At 41.9% G+C, this 21960-nt stretch carries 20 protein-coding genes; 7 read left to right on the top strand and 13 right to left on the bottom strand.

The genetic code is table 11. The annotated features are described in order from the left end of the window. Nucleotides 1–105: 105 nt before the first annotated feature. From ACHEVO_RS11070 to ACHEVO_RS11060, 3 genes are all read right to left on the bottom strand, one after another. Nucleotides 106–1227, bottom strand: coding sequence for a porin (locus ACHEVO_RS11070; protein WP_394124955.1), 1122 nt, complete (start codon nt 1225–1227; stop codon nt 106–108). Between the two features lie 247 nt (nt 1228–1474). Then, nucleotides 1475–2521, bottom strand: coding sequence for a porin (locus ACHEVO_RS11065; protein ID WP_394124954.1), 1047 nt, complete (start codon nt 2519–2521; stop codon nt 1475–1477). Between the two features lie 609 nt (nt 2522–3130). Next, on the bottom strand, nt 3131–5329 hold the full coding sequence (locus tag ACHEVO_RS11060) for a malate synthase G (protein WP_394124953.1): 2199 nt from the start codon (nt 5327–5329) through the stop codon (nt 3131–3133). A gap of 550 nt (nt 5330–5879) precedes the next feature. On the opposite strand from ACHEVO_RS11060, the gene miaE reads away from it, so the two are divergent. Next, the gene (miaE, locus tag ACHEVO_RS11055; protein WP_394124952.1) at nt 5880–6677 is read left to right on the top strand and encodes a tRNA-(ms[2]io[6]A)-hydroxylase; all 798 of its coding nucleotides are present in this window, start codon (nt 5880–5882) and stop codon (nt 6675–6677) included. Between the two features lie 178 nt (nt 6678–6855). Here miaE and ACHEVO_RS11050 read toward each other — a convergent pair whose 3' ends face one another. The 6 genes from ACHEVO_RS11050 to mtgA all read right to left on the bottom strand — a co-directional run bounded on the left by ACHEVO_RS11050 (nt 6856) and on the right by mtgA (nt 11555). Further along, the gene (locus ACHEVO_RS11050; protein ID WP_191114062.1) at nt 6856–7056 is read right to left on the bottom strand and encodes a hypothetical protein; all 201 of its coding nucleotides are present in this window, start codon (nt 7054–7056) and stop codon (nt 6856–6858) included. A 72-nt stretch (nt 7057–7128) separates the two neighbouring features. Next, nucleotides 7129–7455, bottom strand: a complete 327-nt coding sequence (locus tag ACHEVO_RS11045) for a hypothetical protein (protein WP_394124951.1) — start codon at nt 7453–7455, stop codon at nt 7129–7131. A gap of 66 nt (nt 7456–7521) precedes the next feature. After that, a complete protein-coding gene (locus ACHEVO_RS11040) occupies nt 7522–7779 on the bottom strand; it encodes a hypothetical protein (RefSeq protein ID WP_290165714.1) in 258 nt (85 codons plus the stop codon). A 68-nt stretch (nt 7780–7847) separates the two neighbouring features. Further along, nucleotides 7848–8018: a hypothetical protein gene (locus ACHEVO_RS11035; RefSeq protein WP_394124950.1), complete on the bottom strand. Its 171-nt coding sequence runs from the start codon at nt 8016–8018 to the stop codon at nt 7848–7850. 291 nt (nt 8019–8309) lie between these two features. Next, on the bottom strand, nt 8310–10544 hold the full coding sequence (ppk1, locus tag ACHEVO_RS11030) for a polyphosphate kinase 1 (RefSeq protein ID WP_394124999.1): 2235 nt from the start codon (nt 10542–10544) through the stop codon (nt 8310–8312). Between the two features lie 321 nt (nt 10545–10865). Next, entirely contained in the window at nt 10866–11555 is a 690-nt protein-coding gene (gene mtgA / locus ACHEVO_RS11025) for a monofunctional biosynthetic peptidoglycan transglycosylase (protein ID WP_102093061.1), read from the bottom strand. 297 nt (nt 11556–11852) lie between these two features. Between mtgA and ACHEVO_RS11020 the strand changes: the two genes are divergently transcribed. The 4 genes from ACHEVO_RS11020 (at nt 11853) to ACHEVO_RS11005 (ending at nt 15664) form a co-directional block, all read left to right on the top strand. Further along, on the top strand, nt 11853–12161 hold the full coding sequence (locus ACHEVO_RS11020; RefSeq protein WP_394124949.1) for a glutaredoxin family protein: 309 nt from the start codon (nt 11853–11855) through the stop codon (nt 12159–12161). Between the two features lie 56 nt (nt 12162–12217). Then, nucleotides 12218–13417 carry an alpha-hydroxy acid oxidase gene (locus ACHEVO_RS11015; RefSeq protein ID WP_394124948.1) on the top strand — a complete coding sequence of 400 codons (1200 nt, stop codon included), beginning with the start codon at nt 12218–12220 and terminating at the stop codon, nt 13415–13417. Between the two features lie 201 nt (nt 13418–13618). Beyond that, nucleotides 13619–14704, top strand: coding sequence for a rhomboid family intramembrane serine protease (locus ACHEVO_RS11010; protein ID WP_394124947.1), 1086 nt, complete (start codon nt 13619–13621; stop codon nt 14702–14704). 147 nt (nt 14705–14851) lie between these two features. Further along, on the top strand, nt 14852–15664 hold the full coding sequence (locus ACHEVO_RS11005) for a MipA/OmpV family protein (RefSeq protein ID WP_394124946.1): 813 nt from the start codon (nt 14852–14854) through the stop codon (nt 15662–15664). A gap of 78 nt (nt 15665–15742) precedes the next feature. Here the strand turns inward: ACHEVO_RS11005 and ACHEVO_RS11000 are convergent, their stop codons facing one another. From ACHEVO_RS11000 to fumC, 3 genes are all read right to left on the bottom strand, one after another. Then, nucleotides 15743–16213, bottom strand: a complete 471-nt coding sequence (locus tag ACHEVO_RS11000; protein ID WP_394124945.1) for a hypothetical protein — start codon at nt 16211–16213, stop codon at nt 15743–15745. A 202-nt stretch (nt 16214–16415) separates the two neighbouring features. Continuing rightward, complete coding sequence (locus ACHEVO_RS10995; RefSeq protein ID WP_394124944.1) at nt 16416–17024, bottom strand: hypothetical protein; 609 nt, start codon at nt 17022–17024, stop codon at nt 16416–16418. Nucleotides 17025–17441: 417 nt separating this feature from the next. Beyond that, the gene (gene fumC, locus ACHEVO_RS10990) at nt 17442–18845 is read right to left on the bottom strand and encodes a class II fumarate hydratase (RefSeq protein WP_057761207.1); all 1404 of its coding nucleotides are present in this window, start codon (nt 18843–18845) and stop codon (nt 17442–17444) included. Nucleotides 18846–19003: 158 nt separating this feature from the next. On the opposite strand from fumC, the gene ACHEVO_RS10985 reads away from it, so the two are divergent. Continuing rightward, nucleotides 19004–19798 carry a 5-formyltetrahydrofolate cyclo-ligase gene (locus tag ACHEVO_RS10985; RefSeq protein ID WP_394124943.1) on the top strand — a complete coding sequence of 265 codons (795 nt, stop codon included), beginning with the start codon at nt 19004–19006 and terminating at the stop codon, nt 19796–19798. Beyond that, nucleotides 19798–20052 carry a hypothetical protein gene (locus ACHEVO_RS10980; protein WP_394124942.1) on the top strand — a complete coding sequence of 85 codons (255 nt, stop codon included), beginning with the start codon at nt 19798–19800 and terminating at the stop codon, nt 20050–20052. The genes ACHEVO_RS10985 and ACHEVO_RS10980 overlap by 1 nt, the downstream gene beginning before the upstream one ends. A 100-nt stretch (nt 20053–20152) precedes the next feature. On the opposite strand, the gene ACHEVO_RS10975 is transcribed toward ACHEVO_RS10980, so the two are convergent. Next, nucleotides 20153–21514: a Na+/H+ antiporter family protein gene (locus tag ACHEVO_RS10975; protein WP_394124941.1), complete on the bottom strand. Its 1362-nt coding sequence runs from the start codon at nt 21512–21514 to the stop codon at nt 20153–20155. Nucleotides 21515–21960 lie beyond the last annotated feature (446 nt).

Here is a 21960-nt window from a genome sequence, read left to right as displayed (position 1 = left end):
ATTTTCGTGTTGGTAGCAAACATTTTTCTATTATTAAAACGCTACGCAACAAAAAACTCATCCCGAAGGATGAGTCTTTATGAATAACTTATACAAAAATCTAATTTAGAATTTGTATTCTAAACCGCCACCGATAGCGAATACATCCGCCTCACCGCGTGCAACAACTTCTTCAGAAGTATTGTTGTCGTAGTCTCTGACTACTAGGAGACCATTTTCTAAATCTGCAGAGTTTTTACCGATATAAGCATGTGCAATCATATTGTCTTTGAATTTATACTTACCGCCCAATACGATTTGGTCAGAATCATTGCCACCTAGACCTGCTAAGTTCTCAGTCTTATCATACTGTAGATAAACAGAAGCTGGACGTGAGAAGTTGGTTAGACCCATTTCAGCACTGACGACTAAACCTTTCTCTTCATCGTTTGAGTCATCAAAATCTACTTGTTGGTATAGCGCGCCTAGCTTTACTGGATAAGCCACGTATTTACCTAGGTCGACACTAGCACTACCGCGTAGAATCTCACCTGTGACACTCATATCTTTGTCATACCCAACACCTACGGTAAAACCAGTGCCCGGATCGAACATCAACGAAGCACCGAAGCCACTATCGCGATCACTACTATCAGAAACAAAAGACTCATCAGCGCCGTACTGTAGTGCAAGCTCTACTGGTAAATCGTTATATTTAGGCGCAATCCACACGATTGAGTTATTGATACGCTCACCATCAGTCAAGGTAAGTGCTTCAGTTAGTGTATTGCTACTACCTAAAGAGCTCGAACCAATGTTATCCCAATACCCTTCATTTACAGTCACATTGTTAACATAATCAGAGACTGAGTAGTTACGTCCAAATCGGAATTGGCCAAAGTTTTTATTCTTTAGACCCAGATAAGTGTCTCGGCTTTTAAAGCCAATATTGTCACTGCCACTGTCATCGATCTTGATACCGTACTCTAACTGATAGATGACGTCTGTATTAGCAGTTATTGCCTCAGATCCTTTGAATCCTAAACGTGAAGAGTGTGAGCTAACTTGTACCGAGCTATTGTCTTCATTAACATTGATAGCATCGTTTGGCAAATCCATCGACTGGCGATCAAGCTCAGCATTTACATAGTTAGCAGTCACAAATGCCTTACCGTAGACAGTTGGGGCTGCTTGAACAGTAGAAACTGATAGCATTGCAATTGCTGAAGCTAAAAGTAATTTTTTCAAAGGATATCTCCACTTTACGATTTGAGTGATAAATGATCTAAGATCGTTAGATATATAATGGCAAGGTCTTACACCTTCGGAACCATATATATAGCGAGCCATAAGAACTGCTTAGACATAACTTTACCAAGCAAATATTACAGTAAGATGAAAAAACCAAAGTTTACATAGCCGTTATCATTCTTTATCGCATAAAAAAACTCACCCCGAAGGATGAGTTTTTTATATATTCTACTTAAGTGTGATATTAGAATAAGTATTCTAGACCGCCACCCAATGCGAATACATCAAGATCAGTATTAGTATCTTTATCTTCAGCAGAGTTGTTACCAATATAAGCATGAGCAATCATGTTGTCTTTGAAGTTATATTTGCCACCTACAACCACTTGATCTGAATCACGGTTGTTAACACCAGCTAAGTTTTCAGTACCGTTATACTGTACATATACAGAGGCTGGACGAGCAAAGTTGTTTAGACCCATTTCAGCGCTTACGATTAGACCTTTTTCGTCTTTAGCACCGTCATCGAAATCAGCTACTTGATACATAGCACCTAGCATAACTGGTGCAGCCATGTATTTACCTAGATCAACAGTAGCACTACCACGTAAAAGGTCACCAGTTTGGCTCATGTCTTTTTCGTAAGCAACACCAGCAGTGAAGCCAGTACCTTGGTCAAACATTAAAGAAGCACCATAGCCACTGTCACGGTCATCACTGTCAGAAACAAATGATTCGTCAGCACCGTATTGAAGAGCAAGCTCTAAAGGCAAACCGTTATATTTAGGTGCAATCCATACGACAGAGTTGTTTACACGACCGCCATCAGCCATAGTTACAGCATCAAGTACATCGCCTTCCATATCAAGGTTACTAACACCTAGGTTATCCCAGTAGCCTTCAGTAACAGTCACGTTGTTGATGTAGTCAGTTACTGAGTAGTTACGACCAAAACGGAACTGACCAAAGTCTTTGTTGTTTAGACCAAGATAAGTATCACGGCTTTTGAAGCCGATGTTGTCATCAGTACCATCGATAGCAATGCCATACTCTAACTGATAAATAACATCAGTGTTAGCAGTCATCGCTTCAGAACCTTTGAAACCAAGGCGTGAAATGTTTGAGTTGATTTGTACTGAATCGCTATCTACGTCATATAGATCATTGTCGCCATCACGCTCAGCATTTACATAGTCAGCAGTAACGAAAGCTTTACCATAAACGGTAGGTGCTGCATTGGCTGCAGATACAGATAGGGCTGCGATTGCTGTAGCTAAAAGTAGTTTTTTCATGGGGTATCTCCACTTTACAATTGTAGTAATGAGCAAGCTATTATTAGCTGGCGCCCATAATGGTATCGTCACAAATCCTCAAAGATATAATGTGTAACTGGCTACCGAGATTAGTCAGAAACAAGTGTGGCGAATTTCTATTACAGTAAGGTAAAAAACCATGACACACATGACTGGGATTAAACAACGCAACTGCCATGTAACGTTTGGTCTTTATTGCTCCGTGCGTAACATCCGTTACCAAACTCATACTTCGAATACAAGCATAACAACTTTGACATAATTTGCAACATATTTTTTTGCTTTTTCGATACACGCGTTATCGAATAACAGATGGTTTCTTATATTTGAACGATTGTGAAAAAACTTCTATTTACTCAATTAGATACGAATAATATTGGTTAATACCGTTACTAATAGTCTTAAACGCATGTAATAGATACTAAGTAATATGCCAAAAAAAAGCGCTATTTATCAATAAACAAATAGCGCTCATAAAATAGTTTATGACTTATCTTTGACACATTTATTAGTTACAAATGAGCAAGAATGACTGGCATACTTGCCCATCAAGTATGCTCAAATACCTGTCATATTTAGTCTATTGTTCTAAGCTTTTGCTTTAAGATCCAAACGTGCTTGATGCAATAATGGCTCAGTATAACCACTAGGCTGTGCGCGTCCTTTGAAGACTAAATCACAGGCGGCTTTAAATGCGTAAGAACTATCAAAATTATCTGCCATTGATTGATAGTCATTATCACCTGCATTTTGCTCATCAACGACCTTGGCCATGCGTTTCATCGTATCCATCACTTGCTGCTCACTAACCACGCCATGATGCAACCAGTTAGCAATATGTTGGCTTGAGATGCGTAAAGTAGCACGATCTTCCATGAGACCTACATCGTTGATATCAGGTACCTTGGAACAACCAACGCCTTGATTTACCCAGCGTACGACATAACCCAAGATACCTTGAGCATTGTTTTCAAGCTCCTGCTGCTTTTCTTCGTCAGTCCAGTCGGTATTTTTCGCTAATGGAATGGTCAAGATGTCATCCAAGCTAGCACGCTCGCGTGATTTTAGCGTGTCTTGTACATCAGCTACGCTCACTTGATGATAGTGTATGCTATGCAAGGTAGCGCCCGTTGGTGATGGTACCCACGCAGTGCTAGCACCAGACTTAGGATGAGCAGCCTTAGTATCCATCATCTCTTTCATTTCATCAGGCTTAGCCCACATGCCCTTACCGATTTGCGCGCGACATTGTAGGCCTGTCTCTAGACCGATATCGACGTTCCACTGCTCGTAAGCAGGCTGCCATGCTTGCGACTTCATCTCACCTTTTGGTACAAATGGACCTGCATTCATGCTGGTATGCATCTCATCACCAGTACGGTCTAAGAAACCTGTGTTAATAAAGATAACGCGCTCTTTGGCTTGGCGGATTGCTTCTTTTAAGTTGACCGTCATACGGCGCTCTTCATCCATGATACCGATTTTGAGCGTATTGCGTTCTAGACCTAACAGATCTTCTGACGCATTAAATAAGTCATTGGCCATTTTAACTTCTTCAGGGCCATGCATTTTTGGCTTCACGATATACATTGAGCCTTGACGTGAGTTTGATAGCTCGTTTTTGCCTTTAATATCATTAAGTGATAATAGTGGCGTGATTAGGCCATCCATCAAGCCTTCAAATATTTGCTCTTGACCATCACCTAGATCGACTAAGATTGCAGGATTCTGCATTAAGTGACCGACGTTACGAATTAATAATAACGAACGACCTGGTAAGATCAGCTTGCCACCATCTGGCGTGTTATATTCACGATCTGGGTTTTGCTTACGGGTACGCGTCTTGCCACCTTTTTCAAAGGTTTCTTGTAGGTCGCTATTCATTAAGCCAAGCCAATTACGATAAACTTCAACTTTTTCTTCTGCATCTACAGCAGCGACTGAGTCTTCACAATCCTGAATGGCTGTCATAGCCGACTCAAGCAGTACGTCCTTGATGTTTGCTGGATCGTCTTTACCCACTGGATGGTTGCTATCGATTTGAATCTCAGCATGCAATCCGTTGTTCTTTAACAGTACACCTGTAGGAGCTTCAGCGTCACCGACAAAACCGACAAACTTAGCCGTATCTTTTAGCTCAGTACTGCTATTACCTTGTACGACTTCTAGCTTGCCATCGACTACTTTAAAGCCAGTCACATCATTGTAAGAGCCTGATACTAGTGTGAAGTGCTCATCTAAGAACGCTTTAGCGTAAGCGACAACAGCAGCGCCGCGAGTAGGATTATAGCTACCACCCGCTTCTTGGCCATTATCACTGCTGATAACATCGGTGCCATACAAAGCATCGTATAAACTACCCCATCGTGCGTTGGTCGCATTAAGCGCATAACGAGCGTTACGAACTGGTACGACCAGCTGCGGCCCTGCGATGTGTGCGATTTCGTCATCGACGTTTTTGGTATCAACCGTAAACGCTCCGCCTTCAGGTAGCAGATAACCAATTTCTTGTAGGAATGTCTTATAAGCTGGATAGTCTATTTCGCCATCTTTTGCAGGATTATCTAGATGCCATTGGTCAATTTGCGCTTGAATCTTGTCACGAGTCGCAAGCAACGCTTTATTGCGCGGGGTAAATTCTTTAATAACCTTTTCGAAACCTGACCAATAATCGTCTGAATCCACACCGACTTTCGGTAGTACTTCGTTTTCAATAAAGTCATATAACTGCTGATCGATGGCAAGACTGCCTTTTTGAATACGATTGGTGTTAGAAGACTGGCTCATATTGTTATCCTTATCTGTTCGTGAGGGGTACTAATACTGAGTTGTGACAGTAACTGTTTAAGATTTTTTAATCTTGTGAGGTCTAAACGTTCATATCTCATTCGTTATGGAATCTTTAATTCTCTAATTTTTCTACGAGGATATATTTACAAATTTGATGTTCTAATAAAAGGTGACCTATTAATATTAGACTTACTCTTTACTAAGAGTGAATCATAAAAGTAAGACGAAATGCTTAAATAGCAAAATCTCATCCTACTATCAAATAATGAAATTAACAAGGAAACACCATTCACTAAGTAAATACTTAGGCTGTTTGATAATGATAATGTATGAGTGGCTTACTCTAGGAGCTATAATCATCATCTGGGAGATAGATGCAGCAAAACCAATATAAACAGTAAGTAATCATTAATACCTTTAATTATGCTTAACCGTTATCTATTAATAAACACTTATTGATGACTGTCAGTTATTTAGCATCGTATCTAGGTCAGACTAACGATATAATTACTGCTATTACTATTCATAAATAAAGCTTCCTTAGACTATGACTATCAATCAACAAGACCTCGCAACATTACAATCAACAGCAAATACTATAGATAACGATAGTATCGAGAAAAAATCTGTCGAAGAAAATGTTTCTCAAACTGTAAATAATAGTGCCGAAACAGATCTAATCGAAGAAGAGCTGCCTGAAGAAGACGGTGTCGATATTACGCATCTGCGCACTCCTATAAAGGTAGACTTATCTCCTGTTTACAACTTCTTAGGGGCGCGAACCACGCAAGCTTGGGTAAATGCTGCGATTGAAAACCTACCTATGATCATTCAAGACCATGCCAACTGCGAGAAAAAGGCCGCTGGTACTGCGATGAATTTGATATTTCGTTATGAGTTCTCGTATGACTTGCAGCGTAAACTCGCACAGCTGATACGAGAAGAAATGCTGCACTACGAGCAAGTACTGGGTATCATGAATGAGCGCGGTCAAGAGTGGAAATATCTGAGTGCTGGACGCTACGCCAAAGGTATGTTGAAGCACAAACGCACTTACGAGCCAGCAGCGATGGTCGATGTATTGATAATTGGGGCATTTATTGAGGCGCGCTCTTGTGAGCGTTTTGCAGCGTTGGCCGAGGTCATCAATGATGAACGCTTAGCGAAGTATTATCGTTATCTACTCAAGTCAGAGAGTCGTCATTTCGAGGATTATCTCGCGCTTGCTCAATCATTGTCGGATGAGAATATCGATGAGCGAGTCGCTTTCTTTAAGGGAGTGGAGGCTGAATTAATAAGTAGCCCAGATGCTGAGCTACGTTTTCATAGTGGCACGCCTGCTTAAAACCTACGCCTTACCTAAACATATCTACCTATATAATGTAGAAAGTAAAAATATAGTAAGCAAAAAAGGCACTGTGTTTGATACGAGTTATATACTCTTACCAAACACAGTGCCTTTTTATCTATGTACAAATGCCTATTTATGTACAAATACTAATAGATACCGATATAGTTAATCCTTACTTTTTATCTTCCATCAGTGGACTATCATACTGTTTGTTGCTCTTAGCGACATTATGCGGATCATGGTCTTCCGTAGCCTTTTCTGCTGCAGCTGGATTTGCCTTTTGTAATGCATCATCAGGGACAATACCATTATTGTCATCTGCATCTTTTAAGTTATGATCACTATCAACGCTTTCATTATGTGAGTTATTCATTGGTACTCCCTACTATGATAATTACTCGTCTAACCCAAGGAACGCTATATACCTTTCGAGACTTATACCTGTTTAATCTTTCTCATCAGGATTTAAGATACGAGTTTGTGCGTTATCAATATTGGCATAACGATTTAAATCATTAATACCCTCACTCTTTGGTGCTGCACTACCGACAGTATCTTCATTGATATTATCATCAAATGCGGTACTACCTTCTTGATCACGGCGATCTGGTTGGCGCGCTGGATTGTCATTATCATTTACGTGTTCTGAGTCAACCACAGATTCATCAAAAGTATCAGTTCCTTTGTTCTCAGTGGTGTTTTTTTCAATTGCCCTATGATCGTCAGATCCTAGTACTTTTGTCTTGTCTATTGCTGAGTCTTTGGTTTGCATTATCATGTCCTCTTTTTATATTTATAATTTTATCGATTTGGTTAGCCCGCTGTTACCTATATTCCTTTACTCATTACCTTTTTGGCTCAAGTCATAGGCACTTAGTTCTGCTGCGTTCTTGCCACCTGCTGGAAGGTCTTCTTCTTTACGTGGATCAGCATAAACTTCGTCAGTCTCTTGCGAGTCTTGCTCAGGGCCATCTATTTCAGGCTTGTGCTTGCGCCCTGCATAGCTATCTTTAGGATTTTCTAATTCGTTAGCAGCAGGGTCATCCACAATTACCTTTTCTTCTGTGTCTGTTGCTACTGGTTCTTGCATAGTCATGGCGCGTCCCTCGCTTTATTATTGGTTATTATTGCCTATTAGGTCGATATTCTAATGTTCAACAGACCCTACTTATCGGTACGTAAATCATCATCAATAAAAGGTGTTTGCTCTTCTTCATTTAACGGTTCAGGAGCGTCTACTGTTTTATTCTCTGCTAAGTTCTTCTCAACTTCCTGACCATTTACCTGTTCTGCAGCTTGCTTGATATCTGAATTGTCATCGTTAGTAGTACTCATGGTTTATTTCCTATTATTATGATTTTATTAAATTGTTTTGAACTTGTACCAACGCTCAAGTAAGTAGCCAATACTTATCAAGTAGCGTCAGAATTGATATTAATTATAGGTATGACCTTAGGTAATGCACCAGTGTACTGCCGTATCAATATGTGAATAATTGTGAGGTTGCAAGTCAGTTTGTAACTTTTGCAATTGGTGAGCACAAAAAAACCAAGCACCAGTATTTACCAGTGCTTGGTCAGATAGATAATTGAATAGCTGATTATCGCCTAAAGGTACTTTTGCAAATTAGCTAGACTCTCCGACACGATTAATCGTTTTTAATAAATGCTCTTGTGCGACGTGTGGCTCCTCACCTGCTGCTGGCTGTAGCTGCTGCCACACGCCAGTGCCATCAAGTGTCCATGCTTGCGTATTATCCTGTAAGTAGTTAATTAAGCCATCTTGATAAATCTGCTTAAATAGCTTTTTATTCTCAATCGGGAATGCCACTTCTACGCGATGGAACAGGTTACGATCCATCCAATCTGCACTACCGCAGTACAAGCGCTCATCGCTATTATTATAGAAATAATAAACGCGCGTATGCTCTAAAAACCGACCGATAACAGAGCGTACCGTAATATTTTCGGAGAGTCCTTTTACTTGTGGACGTAGACAACACATAGACCGTAGAATCAGCTCAACCTTAACGCCTGCTTGCGAAGCATCGTATAACTTATCAATGAGACGGCGCTCAGTGAGCGCATTGGCTTTGATAATGATATGAGAACGTTTGCCCGCTTTGGCATGAGCGATTTCATCATCGATAAAGCTCATCAGTTTTTCATGCAAAGTAAAGGGTGCATGTAGTAGTTTTTTGAGGTTGGCAGGCTTACCCATGCCGGTTAGCTCTTGGAATATTTTGTGAACGTCTTCTGAGATATCAGGATCTGCACTAAACAGACCATAATCCGTATAAACCTTAGCATTGGCCGCATGGTAGTTACCAGTGCCTAGATGAACATAACGACGGATTCGGTCTTCCTCGCGGCGTACGATTAGCATGAGCTTGGCATGAGTTTTATAACCGACGATACCGTAGACCACGACCGCGCCTGCTTCTTGTAGATAGTTGGCAACTGCGATATTAGACGCTTCATCAAAACGCGCACGTAACTCAATGACGGCCGTGACTTCTTTGCCATTACGAGCGGCGGCGGCAAGTGCTTTGACGATTTCTGAATTGGTACCTGAACGATATAGCGTTTGTTTAATCGCCAATACTTTAGGATCGCTGGCCGCTTGCCAAAGTAAATTAATAATCGGTGAGAACGCATGAAAAGGATGATGAACCAACACATCACTTTTACGCATAGCAGCGAACATACTGGTCGATTTATCGGACTTATCCATTTCTCGGCGAAATGCCTTTGGCACGACATGAGTAAATGGCTGGTAGCGTAGTGCAGGAATATTAAAGTCAAACAGCAAACGCGTTAGGTTGACTGGGCCATTGACACGGTATAGCTGATTGTCATGCAACTCAAACTCATTGAGCAGATACTCACTGATATGCGTTGGGCAATCGGTTGTTACTTCAAGACGTACTTTATCACCAAAGCGGCGGTTTTCAAGCTCGCCTTCTAATGCTTTGGCAATATCTTCGACATCATCGGCCAAATCTAAATCAGCATTACGTGTCAGCCTAAATTGATGACAGCCAGTCACACTCATCCCAGGGAATAGCTCACCGATATGTTCATGGATAATAGCGGATAGCATCACATGATGCTCTTTACCACCAGTTAGCTCATCTGGCAGACGAATCACACGCGGTAGACTGCGCGGCGCAGGTACAATCGCTAAGTTGATATCGCGTCCAAAGGCGTCTTTGCCTTCCAATGTGGCGATAAAGTTTAAGCTTTTATTTACAAGACGCGGGAACGGATGCGCAGGATCAATACTAATCGGCGTCAATACAGGTACGACTTGCTCCGTAAAATAGCGCTTCATCCATGCAGACTGCTCAGCGTTTAGCTCATCACGCTTTAGGTAGCGAATATCTTCGAGCGCAAGTGCTGGCAGGATATCCTCATTGAGAATACGATACTGCTCACTGATTGCGGCATGAGTGATAATAGATATCTCGTTAAGCACTTCGCTAGGGCGCATGCCATGAGCACTGGTCGATACATCACCGATATTGAGCTTTTGCATGATACCAGCGACCCGAATCTCAAAAAATTCATCAAGATTGGATGAAAAAATAATCAAGAAAAATAAGCGTTCAAGCAGTGGGTGACGTGAACTAGATGCCTGCGCTAATACTCGCAGATGAAACTGTAATAAAGACAAATCACGATTGATATAACTGCTCGGTGAATAGCTACCATCTTCTGAACGTTGCCATCCGATTTCTGCCAAGTTATTTTGGATACTATCTATACTAATCTCTTTATTAATATTGTCATTAGCACCGTCTTCAACATTATTAACGTCAATCATATCGTTAACATCACCGCTGCCCTGATTACTAGTCATCTCTACCACGTCACTACTCCTTTTGCGTTATCGATACGCCATCATCTTTTATCGTTCTGTCTTTTCTAGGGTCTGTCCTAGTTTTATTCGAAATAGCCGAGCCTACAACATTCAATCCTATAATCTAGGGCGTGTCCTCAATTCAAACGAGTGTCCTCTAAATGGGTTAAAAACAGCTAAATTTTGCCAAACATCGTCAAATAGTTGGTCAATATCTCGATATTATCTGCACTATTTTCCTTGTTTGACGGCAATTTATATCATTTTTATCACCATTTTTAAAATGAGGACACGCCCTAGCCCAACCCTCATGCTTTATATTTACGAAGCTGCTTGCGGTAATACAGCATTTTTCATGCGTTTTTTGATAATACGTTGCTTGTTACGCAAACGCTTATCGCCTTGATTGTCTTCGTAGTACTTTGGATTGGTAAGCATTGCAATCAGAAGCGCTGACTCATCTCGGTTTAGATTGGCCGCAGACTTATCGAAATAATGATGCGCTGCTGCATCGATACCATAGATACCATTCCCAAACTCCGCCACATTTAGGTAAGCGGTCATGATGCGCTGCTTGTCCCATAGCGTCTCAATCATCACAGTGATGACAGCCTCTTCCGCTTTACGCACATAAGAGCGATGCGAGGTTAGGAACAAGTTCTTTGCCAATTGCTGAGTAATCGTTGAGCCACCAGCAGACATTTTGCCTGTCTCTTCATTTTTCTTTTGCGCGGCTTTGATACCTTTAAAATCAAAACCACTGTGCTGACTAAACGTCGAGTCTTCACTCACAATCGCCGCTTGCTTGGCAGATTTGGCAATCGCATCATATTCAGCCCATGTCTGAGTGACCGTGCCGCCCGTTAGGCGATGCGTCAACATAAACATACTGTTGTTAATTGGCTGTGTTTTCCAAATTAATAGTAGCCCAACGACCAATATATGGAATGCGACAACCAATAGCATAATTGCCAATAACAAACGTTTGATAAATGTGCCAAAACTTGCCATGCGCGATATCCGAGTGGTTAAAAAAGTAATAAGATAAGGTTGATACTCTATCAATGACTATGAGACATCAACTAAGAATCAATGATTATAAATGGGCTATGTATAGCCGATCATCGACCGTTGAGCATCAGCCATTAATAACGATCAATAGCAGGTCATCTTACCTAATCTCACAATCGCTGTCATTATTTACCCCACTTCTTTATGATGTAATGACCGTTAAAGTATTTTATGCTTTAAATAAGCGCGTGCTGAGCATCAGCGCTTTGCAATCAGTATGAAGATAAGAGACTACCCATGTACGATGATAATATAGAAGTATTACGAGCGCGTGTTATTGGAGCAAATCCAAGCCTCAACACCGCTGAAAATAACAATCAATGGTGGCTACTCGGCACCTCAGGCTGCCATTTATGTGATATCGCTGAGCAAATAATCACTCAGTTTCAGGCGGTACAACCAATTAGTTACCAACATGTCGATATTGCAGACTTTGATGAGGCGCTGATGATGGAATTTGCCACAGCTATTCCTGTGATTTTGACGCCATCCAAACGATTAAACTATCCGTTTTCGGTGATGGATTTGCAGCAGCTGTTCGCTTAATAGCATTAGACCTATAACAAAGACGCCCTATTACGATGATAAAGTGGTGAGAAATCATGAAAGATTTAAAACCTGTCTTAAAGAAAGTAACAGAGATTGAAGACCTGCGCCGTGTCGCTGAGCGCAAAGTACCGCGCATGTTTTATGACTATGTCGATTCAGGCTCATGGACTGAGACCACGTATCGCAGTAATGAAACTGACTTTGACCGTATCAAATTGCGCCAGCGGGTATTGGTCGATATGGACAATCGCAGTCTAGCGACACAAATGATTGGCGAGTCCGTCAATATGCCTGTTGCCATCGCTCCGACTGGGTTCACCGGCATGATGTGGGCAGATGGCGAAATTCACGCCGCGCGTGCCGCTGAAAAGTTTGGCGTGCCCTTCTCGCTCTCGACCATGAGCATCTGCTCTATCGAAGACATCGCTACTCATACCAGCAAACCGTTTTGGTTTCAGTTATATGTCATGCGCGATCAAGACTATATGGCAAATTTGATTCAACGAGCCAAAGATGCCAACTGTTCAGCCCTAATATTAACTGCCGACTTGCAGGTCATGGGTCAGCGTCATAAAGACATCAAAAACGGCTTGTCTGCTCCGCCTAAACCGACACTTACCAACATCATAAACCTAATGACCAAGCCGCAGTGGTGTATGAACATGCTAGGTACCAAACGTCGTAGCTTTGGCAATATCGTCGGTCATGCCAAAGGCGTTGAAGACTTGTCCTCATTGAGCTCATGGACAGAAGAGCAGTTCGATCCACGTTTGAGCTGGGAGGATGTGGCGCGTATCAAAGATATGTGGGGCGGCAAGCTCATCATCAAAGGCATCATGGAACCCGAAGATGCCATCATGGCGGCCCGTAGCGGTGCCGATGCACTGGTCGTCTCTAACCATGGAGGCCGTCAATTAGATGGCGCACTGTCTTCTATTTCTGCGCTGTCTGACATCGTACAAGCTGTCCATGCTGAGGATAGCGATATCGAGGTATGGTTAGACAGTGGCATTCGCTCTGGTCAAGATGTGCTAAAAGCGATTGCGCTAGGTGCAAAAGGCACGATGATTGGTCGCGCTTTTCTCTATGGATTGGGCGCTTATGGTGAAGATGGCGTACGCCGCGCGCTCGAAATTATCTATAAAGAGTGTGATATCTCAATGGCATTCTGCGGTCATACCGATATCAATAAAGTTACGGATGATATCTTGGTAAAAGGTACTTATGAGAATCTTAAAGTTAGTCATTTTTAGAGCTATTCATTTTTAAGAACTATCAATTTTTAAGAGCTATCCGTTTTTAAGCACTTTCCATTTCTAAGAGCTTGCTAGTTTTAAAAGCTATCAGCCATCAAGATTATGAAAACTTGTACCATGATGACTTGCGGATACATAACATTATCTGACCATACCCTCTATACTATATATACAACATTTTAATGATATCTCGCTTTTATGACCATTCAACAACTATTAAAAACAGCGCCCGTCACTACCCTGCTACTAGCCAGCTTTATTGGGCTATTTATTATGCAGATATTGACAGGTGTCGATGCCAATAACCCTTCCACTGAAGCGCTGCTCAAATGGGGTGCCAATGCCTTACCTTTTACCATGGGTGATGATCCTTGGCGCTTGGTCAGCAGTGCGTTTTTGCACATTGGTTTGATGCATTTATTGTTTAATGGCTTTGCCATGTATTTCTTTGGGCAGATTGCCGAGCCGATGTTTGGCTCAGCCAAGTTTTTGGCGTTATTTTTACTAGCAGCAATTGGCGGTAACTTGCTCAATAGCTATGTCACGTGGCAAAGTATCTTGGATGGTACGGGACAGCCCGGACTATCAGCTGGCGCGTCAGGCGGTATCATGGGTATTGGCGCGGCATTATTAATCGCGGCACTGTTTAAAATATCGGTCAATGGCATGGTGCTCAATCTTAAAAGCCTAATATTTATTATGGGCATCAACCTCGTCTATGGGTTTGCCGTACCAGGTATTGATAATGCTGGTCATATCGGTGGCGCAATCACAGGACTAATAATTGCGTTGGCTTTTGCGATTGGCTACCGTCAGCGTCTGGCAGTCGCTATACAAAACGCAGCGATTCAGCAGCAGCGCACGTTCAACGCTTATCAAACCAACTATTCATACAGCGCTCACGACACCCCATTATATAACAGTCATTATAGTGGCCAGTATAATGACCAACACGATAACCAAAGCCATTATGATGCTACTCCTCTCGATCAATCACCTCATATTGATGCTAATTCTACCGAGCAAGATACTGCGGTTGCTAACAATGAAACGAATGCGTCTGATATAAATGCTAACAATAGTGCTGAAAGCGTTACTGCTAACAATTCACCGTTAAACAATGGCACTGTTCATAATAGTATTGAACCCGAAGCACTTAAAAAACCTTACATTATCTGGCAACTATTACCATGGCTTGCGATGTTACTTATCGGCATTGGTTTTGTCTGGTGGTGGCAAGATATTCACCAGCAATTACTACAAGTACTAAAAGCCATTGAGTAAATGCTCATACTTATCTATCATTGCTATATAGACTCCAAAAACAGCATACTGACCAACATTACTGATTCGTTTTATTGCTTACTCTTTTGAACACGTTTTGCCTAATCGCACCACTCAGTTATTTATACTCACTTACGAGATCCAATTATGTTAAAACTTGCAGCGCTACCTAATATCTCTACACGTACTATATTTAGCGCGTTCACCGCTACTGCACTACTTAGTGTGGCTAGCCTGTCTAACGCCGCACTTTTTAATGACAACTTGCCGACTGACAAAGATGCTGAGCTCAGCGTTGGGGTCAATGTCATGGCGGTCAAATCAGCCTACGATCTAGAAGACAGTACTGAAGTGCGAGTGCTACCAGGTGCATTTTATGACAACAATAAAGTCTATGTACGCGGTGCTCAAGCTGGTGCATATCTGATCAACGATGGTGTCAATCAGTTGTCTGCCTATGCCAAGCTTGCGGGTTCTGAGTTTGATCCTGATGATGCCAATGGCGCACTACAGGGCTTGGATGAGCGTAAATCCTCAGCAGAAGCAGGTCTAAGCTATCAGCGTCGTACGGCTATTGGCGGCATCCGTGCGCAGATAGGTGCTGATGTATTAGATCGTAGTGGCGGCAACACGGCTCGCCTGACCTATCTTTCTAGAATCACTAAAGGCAAGCTAACGGTTTATCCAAGTATTGGTTTTGAATATCATGATGCTGACTACAATGAATACTACTATGGTGTCAGTGAAAAAGAGTCAGCAGAGACAGGCGTTGATGCGTATAAATCTAACTCTAGCTTGAATCCGTATATCAATATCAGTGCCAACTATGACTTTAATGAGCGCTGGGTAGGATTTGCCAATCAAAGCGTGAGCTATGTACCAAATGAGCAGTACGATAGCCCAATGGTCGACTCACGTACTGAAGCGGCAACCACTCTTGGTTTGCTTTATAAGTTCTAATTAGGTTTATATTGCAAGCTAGATTACCAAGGCATATGAGTTGATCGTATGCCTTTCTTGTTTACAATGAAAATATAGTTATTTTCCGGGGCTCTGTGTTACTTCTATTTGGACTACTTCCTGAAATAAGGCAACTTTCTCTCTTGCCAACCTAACCATATCACTAACGAGCTCTATCTCTTGAGCATTTTTATTCAAGAAAATAAAATGACTTATAGCAGACATTAATTTGTAAGCTATAGCACGAACCTCATTACTTGATACTATTTGCACCTCATTGAAAATACGTAAATAGCATTTATACTCTTCAGAGTTTGGCAGTGATGAAGTGTATAAATGACTTTGAATTAGTTCCTGTGATTGTGCTAAGAATTCTACATACTTAATTTTTTTCTCATCCTGTAGTTTGTAGAAGCGCTCCTTAATCTCTTTATCACTTTCATACGATTGTGATTTAATAAGAACTAAATATCCTGAAATAGCCGTAATAACTGCACCAAATCCAATTTTAACAGCTGTATCAACTACATCTATCCAACTTAACTCCATTACGTTCCTTAGTTTTGTATTTTTAAAAAATTAAAATACTGGCTGCTTCGTCGATAATTTTATTACTTGTTAAATCGGCTTAAACCTCCCAATACCTATACTACTGAATAAAAAATTTATTTTTAATAGATACTGATTTTCTAGCTCATACATAAAGACATATTTTTAGAGTAGAGAGAAATCAATAAGTAAAGTTAATGTGTCACTTGCGACCATTATTCCATAGGTACATGTCTAACACACGCTCTCGAAACCATTGTTCAGATACTATGTTTTCAATATCTTCAGGGCTCATATTTGGATTTACTAAGTAAGTTATAACATTTTCTAGTTTGTTACATGCTTCTATAATCTCACTTTCCTTATCTTTGTAATAAAGAGAGAATGCTTCGTGAAAAGCATAGTAATTATTTTCCTGTGTTCCCAATGAAATTCTTGCCTGAGTATCGTAAATGCGAACTGGCGCTTTAAACTTCAGCCATAGAAACTTTGTCGTTAGAGACAAAACCTGTCTATTTCCATAGTTTTTTGAAATACTTGTTTTAACTTCATTAACTACTTCGACTACATTATCTAAACTTATATTGTCTATAGTAGATAATATATCCAATATAGCTTGGTATCGTTTTCCATTTAGATCATATTTTTTAGGTACATTACGAGCAACACGGAAATACCCACCAGCTTTAACTAATGCTTGCCTTTGGTCTTCTAAGTTTGATGAAGATAATAAATCACAATATATTTCTTCTTTGTCTAGCCAATGATTCAAAAACTGTAAGGCACAATAATCAAAATTTCGTTCTGTCATCTTGGAACCCCATATATTTCAAGTTTAAAATATAATGAAAAACTCTAGCTTTCCTATTTCTTCTTCTATTCTAGATAGCTTACTAGCATAAAGTATCGTACTTGGCTTCTATAAAATGCTCAAAACCTAGACCAACATATATTTATTCAAAAAATGTTACAAGTTCTGACTTTAATAGCGATATCATTCTGTTAGTTTAGATAAAATGTAAGAGCTAATAGATACAATATAAAAATACGATCCGAGCCAAAAACTTGAACAAAAAAAACCTTGCCACATAACGTGACAAGGTCTTTTTTTATTCTAAATTCTCAGTGGAACAAATATGATGCTGCTACCAGAAAGACGAGTGCAAATTATACTTATCGTACATTAAGCGAGTCTGACGCCGTAGCAGCTTATTATTTGGTCTACTGCTTACTTAGGATGTACCATATCAGCAGGAATTACCCACTCATCAAACTGCGCTTCAGTTAGTAGCTCTAGCTCAACCGCCACTTGCTTCAAGGTTTTGTTTTCTTTATAAGCAGTCTTAGCGATTTTTGCTGCATTTTCATAACCAACATGACGGTTCAATGACGTCACTAGCATCAATGAGTTATGCAAGAAGTCATCAATTTTGTCTTTTACTGGCTCGATACCCACTGCACAGTTTTCGTTGAAGCTGTTGCAAGCATCGCCAAGTAGTTTGATAGACTGCAACAAGTTAAAGGCGATCACTGGCTTATACACGTTTAGCTCAAAGTTACCTGATGCGCCAGCCATGCTGATAGTTGTGTCGTTACCCATGACCTGAGCGACAACCATGGTCATTGCTTCTGACTGAGTTGGGTTTACTTTACCTGGCATGATAGAAGAGCCTGGCTCATTTTCAGGAATCGTCAACTCGCCTAGACCACAACGAGGACCTGAAGCCAACCAACGTACGTCGTTAGCGATTTTGTTTAAGCTGCCCGCTAATGTTTTTAGTGCGCCTGAGGCAAATACTTCTGCATCACGAGCGGCTAGTGCTTCGAATTTGTTTGGTGACGTAACGAATGGCAAGCCAGTCAAAGTCGCTAGTTGCTCAGCTGATTTTACTGCATAGTCAGGATGGGCGTTTAGACCAGTACCAACCGCAGTACCGCCTAGTGGCAACTCATATAGACCTTGTAGCGCGTTGTCGATACGAGTCAATGAATGGTCAAGTTGGCTCACATAGCCGCTAAACTCTTGGCCTAAAGTCAAAGGCGTCGCGTCTTGTAAATGCGTACGACCGATTTTTACGATGCTATCGAATTCTTTGGCTTTTGCCGCTAGCGTGTCGCGTAGGGCTTGTACTGCTGGGATCAATAAGCTGTTGATCTGACGAGCAGCAGCCACACGGATCGCTGTTGGGAAGCTGTCATTGGTAGACTGTGCATGGTTTACATGGTCATTTGGGTGAATTGGCGTGTAGCTGCCACGTTCAGAACCAGCGATTTCGTTGGCACGGTTGGCCAATACTTCGTTCATGTTCATGTTTGACTGGGTGCCAGAACCTGTCTGCCATACGACCAATGGGAACTGATCGACCAGACCACCATTGATGATTTCGTCAGCAGCTTGTACGATGAGATCACGCTTGTCGCCTTCAATACGCTCTAGGCTTGCATTGGTAATCGCAGCGGCTTTTTTGACCAGTGCCATCGCTTCAATCATTGGACGCGGCAAAGTCTCGCCACCGATTTTGAAGTTTTCGCGGCTACGCTGAGTTTGCGCACCCCAATAAGCGTCAGCTGGGACTTCCACGTTGCCCATGGTGTCTTTTTCGGTACGAGTTGCCTGATTCTGTGTCGACATAACTACCCTCTTTACTGGTTTGTTGTTAGATAACTGAACGATAAAAAGTGCAACAGCTGCTGCACATAAAGGAGAATACGATATAAAGTGGCGTTATGATAGCATGACTAAGGCGTGTTGAATATTCACAAATAGCCTTGAGCGATGCCTAAAAACGAATGTCTAAAAACGCTTGTCATCACCAATCTGATACTTCATTGGATAAGATACCTATGCACTCTAAAATTATGCACTCTGAAACCATGCACCCCAAACCAATACGACCTGAGCCAAATAACTTTGATTCAAACAACCTTGATCCAAATAATTCGGACTCAAGAAACGCTGAAACATCCGAACCTGTCATCAACAACCTGCCTAGGCGGCACTTTACTCGCCAACGCAGCCAGTTAACTGATGGCGCACGCAGACAACTTGCTCAGTCTGCAAGCTTACATTTGACCAAACTACAGCAGCGATTGCCTATACATGCGCGTGTTGGACTGTACTATGATGGCTTTGGTGAGCTACCTACTCAGCCACTATTGGATTGGTGTCAACGCTTAGGCTATTTACCTTATTTACCAGTTGTCGGTTCTCTTGGTCGTACTAGCAATGGCAATGACGATAAACGATTGCGCTTTGTGCCTGTTCATCATTCAAAACTGATCAATGTCCCCACTCGCATTCATCAATTGGGCATGAAACAGAACCACAGCCGCGCTCTGCTATGGGCGTCAGAACTAGACGTGATTATTTGCCCGTTAGTCGCGGTAGATAAGCATGGCAACCGCATGGGCATGGGTGGCGGGTTCTATGATACGACGCTTGGTAACAGCTATCGCTCAGGGACTTCAAGGCCGTTAAAGATAGGCTGGTGCTATAATTTTCAAGTGGTTGAACAATTAGCACGTCAACCGTGGGATGTGCCATTAGATGGTTTAATTACGCCAAGCGGCATAAGGTGGTTTTAATGAAAGACGATAAACAATTTGAAAAAGACTCTAGCGCTGCTGATTCCAGTGCAGACAATGTGGATGAGTATTTGCAGACATTAGGCAACGAGGACGCTAGAGAGCAACGCTACTACAGTCAAGAGCAACCCTTTAGCGCTGAGGAGATGACACGGCTCGTCAATGAAGATCGCTTAAATGCTTTGCTCGCGCAAAGTGATGCGTTTTTGAATGGTTTAAGTTACGAGTTGAGAGATTTTGATGAAGATTATTGAGTCTTGCATCGATTCAGTAATCGATAAAAAGCAAAAAAGGCAAGGATAGCTTATAGCTATCCTCGCCCTTTATATCAGACCCAATCATTCAAATCATTTACTACAACACCATCGCTGCAATCCAACCAAATGCCAGTAGCGGAATATTGTAATGCAAGAATGTCGGTATCACACTGTCTTTGATATGGTCATGCTGACCGTCGATATTTAGACCAGAGGTTGGCCCCAATGTAGAATCTGACGCAGGCGAACCCGCATCTCCAAGTGCGCCAGCCGTACCGATAATAGCCACAGTAGCCAACGGCGAGAACCCTAGAGAGATACACAGCGGCACATAAATCGCGGCCAAAATAGGAATGGTTGAGAATGACGAACCAATACCCATGGTCACAATCAAACCAATCAATAGCATAATAAATGCCGCCATTGCTTTGTTACCAGCGAATATTGAGGCTGCGCCATCGACCAATGGCTGAATCTGCTCAGTCGCTTTCATTACTTCAGCAAAACCTTGCGCGGTAATCATAATAAAGCCAATCATCGCCATCAGCTTGATACCGTCATTAAAGACGCCATCAGCATCACGCCACTTCACCACGCCGGTCGCCATAAACACACCGAAGCCAAACATTGAGCCAAGTAGTAGCGAATCAGTGTATAGCTGCACGACGAAAGCAGTCACGATAGCAGCCAATGCAACCAGTGTCTTTAGCTTGCTTTGCGACTGTGCACCAGCGGCAGTTTTACTTAAGGCATCACCTTCTACGACGGCATCATGCGCTTGCTGATCTATCGCAATCTGCTGATACACACGTGGCTTACGGTAGCTGATAAATACGGCAACCAGCAGGCCAATTAGCATACCCAATGCAGGAATCGCCATGGCTTGCACCACAGAAATATTGGCAACATCAATACCCGCTTCACCCACGTTTTTTAGCATAATCTGATTCAGATAGATATCACCAAAGCCATAAGGAATAAACATATAGGTGGTGACCAGTCCAAACGTAATCAGACAAGCAATTAGGCGTCTATCAATCTGCATTCGATTGAATGCTAGTAATAGTGGCGGTACCAGTAGCGGAATAAAGGCAATATGAATAGGGATTAAGTTTTGGCTAAAGCAGCTCATGGTAATGAGGCCTGCAAACAGCATGTACTTAATCATGCCACTCGTGCCAGCGGCATCAATACGCTTGATAACCGCGCCTGCCAACGACTGCGGCAAGCCCGAATGAGCAATCGCTACCGCAAACGCCCCGAGCAGTGCATACGACAGCGCAATCTCTGCGCCATTACGGATGCCCTCTTGAAAAGCGTTGAGCGTATCAGTAATACCAAGCCCTGCTAGCAGTCCACCTGCCAGCGCCCCGATTAATAAACTGAGCACCACGTGCACTCGCGAAAGTGACAGTCCTAGCATAATAATAACTGCTAGCAATACTGCATTGATGGCCATGTGTTGCCCCTTGTTCTTTATACTTTGGTCGTATTGAGACCTATGAATATTGAAACTAATGAATATCGCCCTGTTGTCTAAAACGTCTCAATATGAGAGCCTGTTTTAGACGCGCGCCAGTTTACCTTATTTTGGGTATAAAGCCTACGCATAGAACCGATTAGGCATCAATACGGACAGCCAAATGTTACCTATACATCTACACCTTCTTCTATGATTTCTGACTGTTTTTATCATTCATTGACCAGCCACACTATTGACGATACATCATTACCGACACATCGTTGATAACATCGATAACATTGTTTACTGGGCGCTCAGACAACTATTTAACAAAGATAAGCAAACGACTTCACCATTCAGCCTTGCAATTTTTTTCGTGAGCACCATTTATCTAAACATGAACCACGAACTTGACTTTACAAGTCTGGGGAACGAGGAAAAAC

Source organism: Psychrobacter nivimaris (assembly GCF_043419765.1).
In the GTDB taxonomy this organism is placed as follows: Bacteria; Pseudomonadota; Gammaproteobacteria; order Pseudomonadales; family Moraxellaceae; genus Psychrobacter.
This window is presented reverse-complemented; position numbering and strand designations above follow the sequence as displayed.

Coding starts and splice junctions, on each gene's coding strand:
- ACHEVO_RS11065 (WP_394124954.1), bottom strand. CDS start 2,521: ATGAAAAAACTACTTTTAGCTACAGCAATCGCAGCCCTATCTGTATCT.
- ACHEVO_RS11060 (WP_394124953.1), bottom strand. CDS start 5,329: ATGAGCCAGTCTTCTAACACCAATCGTATTCAAAAAGGCAGTCTTGCC.
- miaE (WP_394124952.1), top strand. CDS start 5,880: ATGACTATCAATCAACAAGACCTCGCAACATTACAATCAACAGCAAAT.
- ACHEVO_RS11050 (WP_191114062.1), bottom strand. CDS start 7,056: ATGAATAACTCACATAATGAAAGCGTTGATAGTGATCATAACTTAAAA.
- ACHEVO_RS11045 (WP_394124951.1), bottom strand. CDS start 7,455: ATGCAAACCAAAGACTCAGCAATAGACAAGACAAAAGTACTAGGATCT.
- ACHEVO_RS11040 (WP_290165714.1), bottom strand. CDS start 7,779: ATGACTATGCAAGAACCAGTAGCAACAGACACAGAAGAAAAGGTAATT.
- ACHEVO_RS11035 (WP_394124950.1), bottom strand. CDS start 8,018: ATGAGTACTACTAACGATGACAATTCAGATATCAAGCAAGCTGCAGAA.
- ppk1 (WP_394124999.1), bottom strand. CDS start 10,544: ATGACTAGTAATCAGGGCAGCGGTGATGTTAACGATATGATTGACGTT.
- mtgA (WP_102093061.1), bottom strand. CDS start 11,555: ATGGCAAGTTTTGGCACATTTATCAAACGTTTGTTATTGGCAATTATG.
- ACHEVO_RS11020 (WP_394124949.1), top strand. CDS start 11,853: ATGTACGATGATAATATAGAAGTATTACGAGCGCGTGTTATTGGAGCA.
- ACHEVO_RS11015 (WP_394124948.1), top strand. CDS start 12,218: ATGAAAGATTTAAAACCTGTCTTAAAGAAAGTAACAGAGATTGAAGAC.
- ACHEVO_RS11010 (WP_394124947.1), top strand. CDS start 13,619: ATGACCATTCAACAACTATTAAAAACAGCGCCCGTCACTACCCTGCTA.
- ACHEVO_RS11005 (WP_394124946.1), top strand. CDS start 14,852: ATGTTAAAACTTGCAGCGCTACCTAATATCTCTACACGTACTATATTT.
- ACHEVO_RS11000 (WP_394124945.1), bottom strand. CDS start 16,213: ATGGAGTTAAGTTGGATAGATGTAGTTGATACAGCTGTTAAAATTGGA.
- ACHEVO_RS10995 (WP_394124944.1), bottom strand. CDS start 17,024: ATGACAGAACGAAATTTTGATTATTGTGCCTTACAGTTTTTGAATCAT.
- fumC (WP_057761207.1), bottom strand. CDS start 18,845: ATGTCGACACAGAATCAGGCAACTCGTACCGAAAAAGACACCATGGGC.
- ACHEVO_RS10985 (WP_394124943.1), top strand. CDS start 19,004: ATGTCTAAAAACGCTTGTCATCACCAATCTGATACTTCATTGGATAAG.
- ACHEVO_RS10980 (WP_394124942.1), top strand. CDS start 19,798: ATGAAAGACGATAAACAATTTGAAAAAGACTCTAGCGCTGCTGATTCC.
- ACHEVO_RS10975 (WP_394124941.1), bottom strand. CDS start 21,514: ATGGCCATCAATGCAGTATTGCTAGCAGTTATTATTATGCTAGGACTG.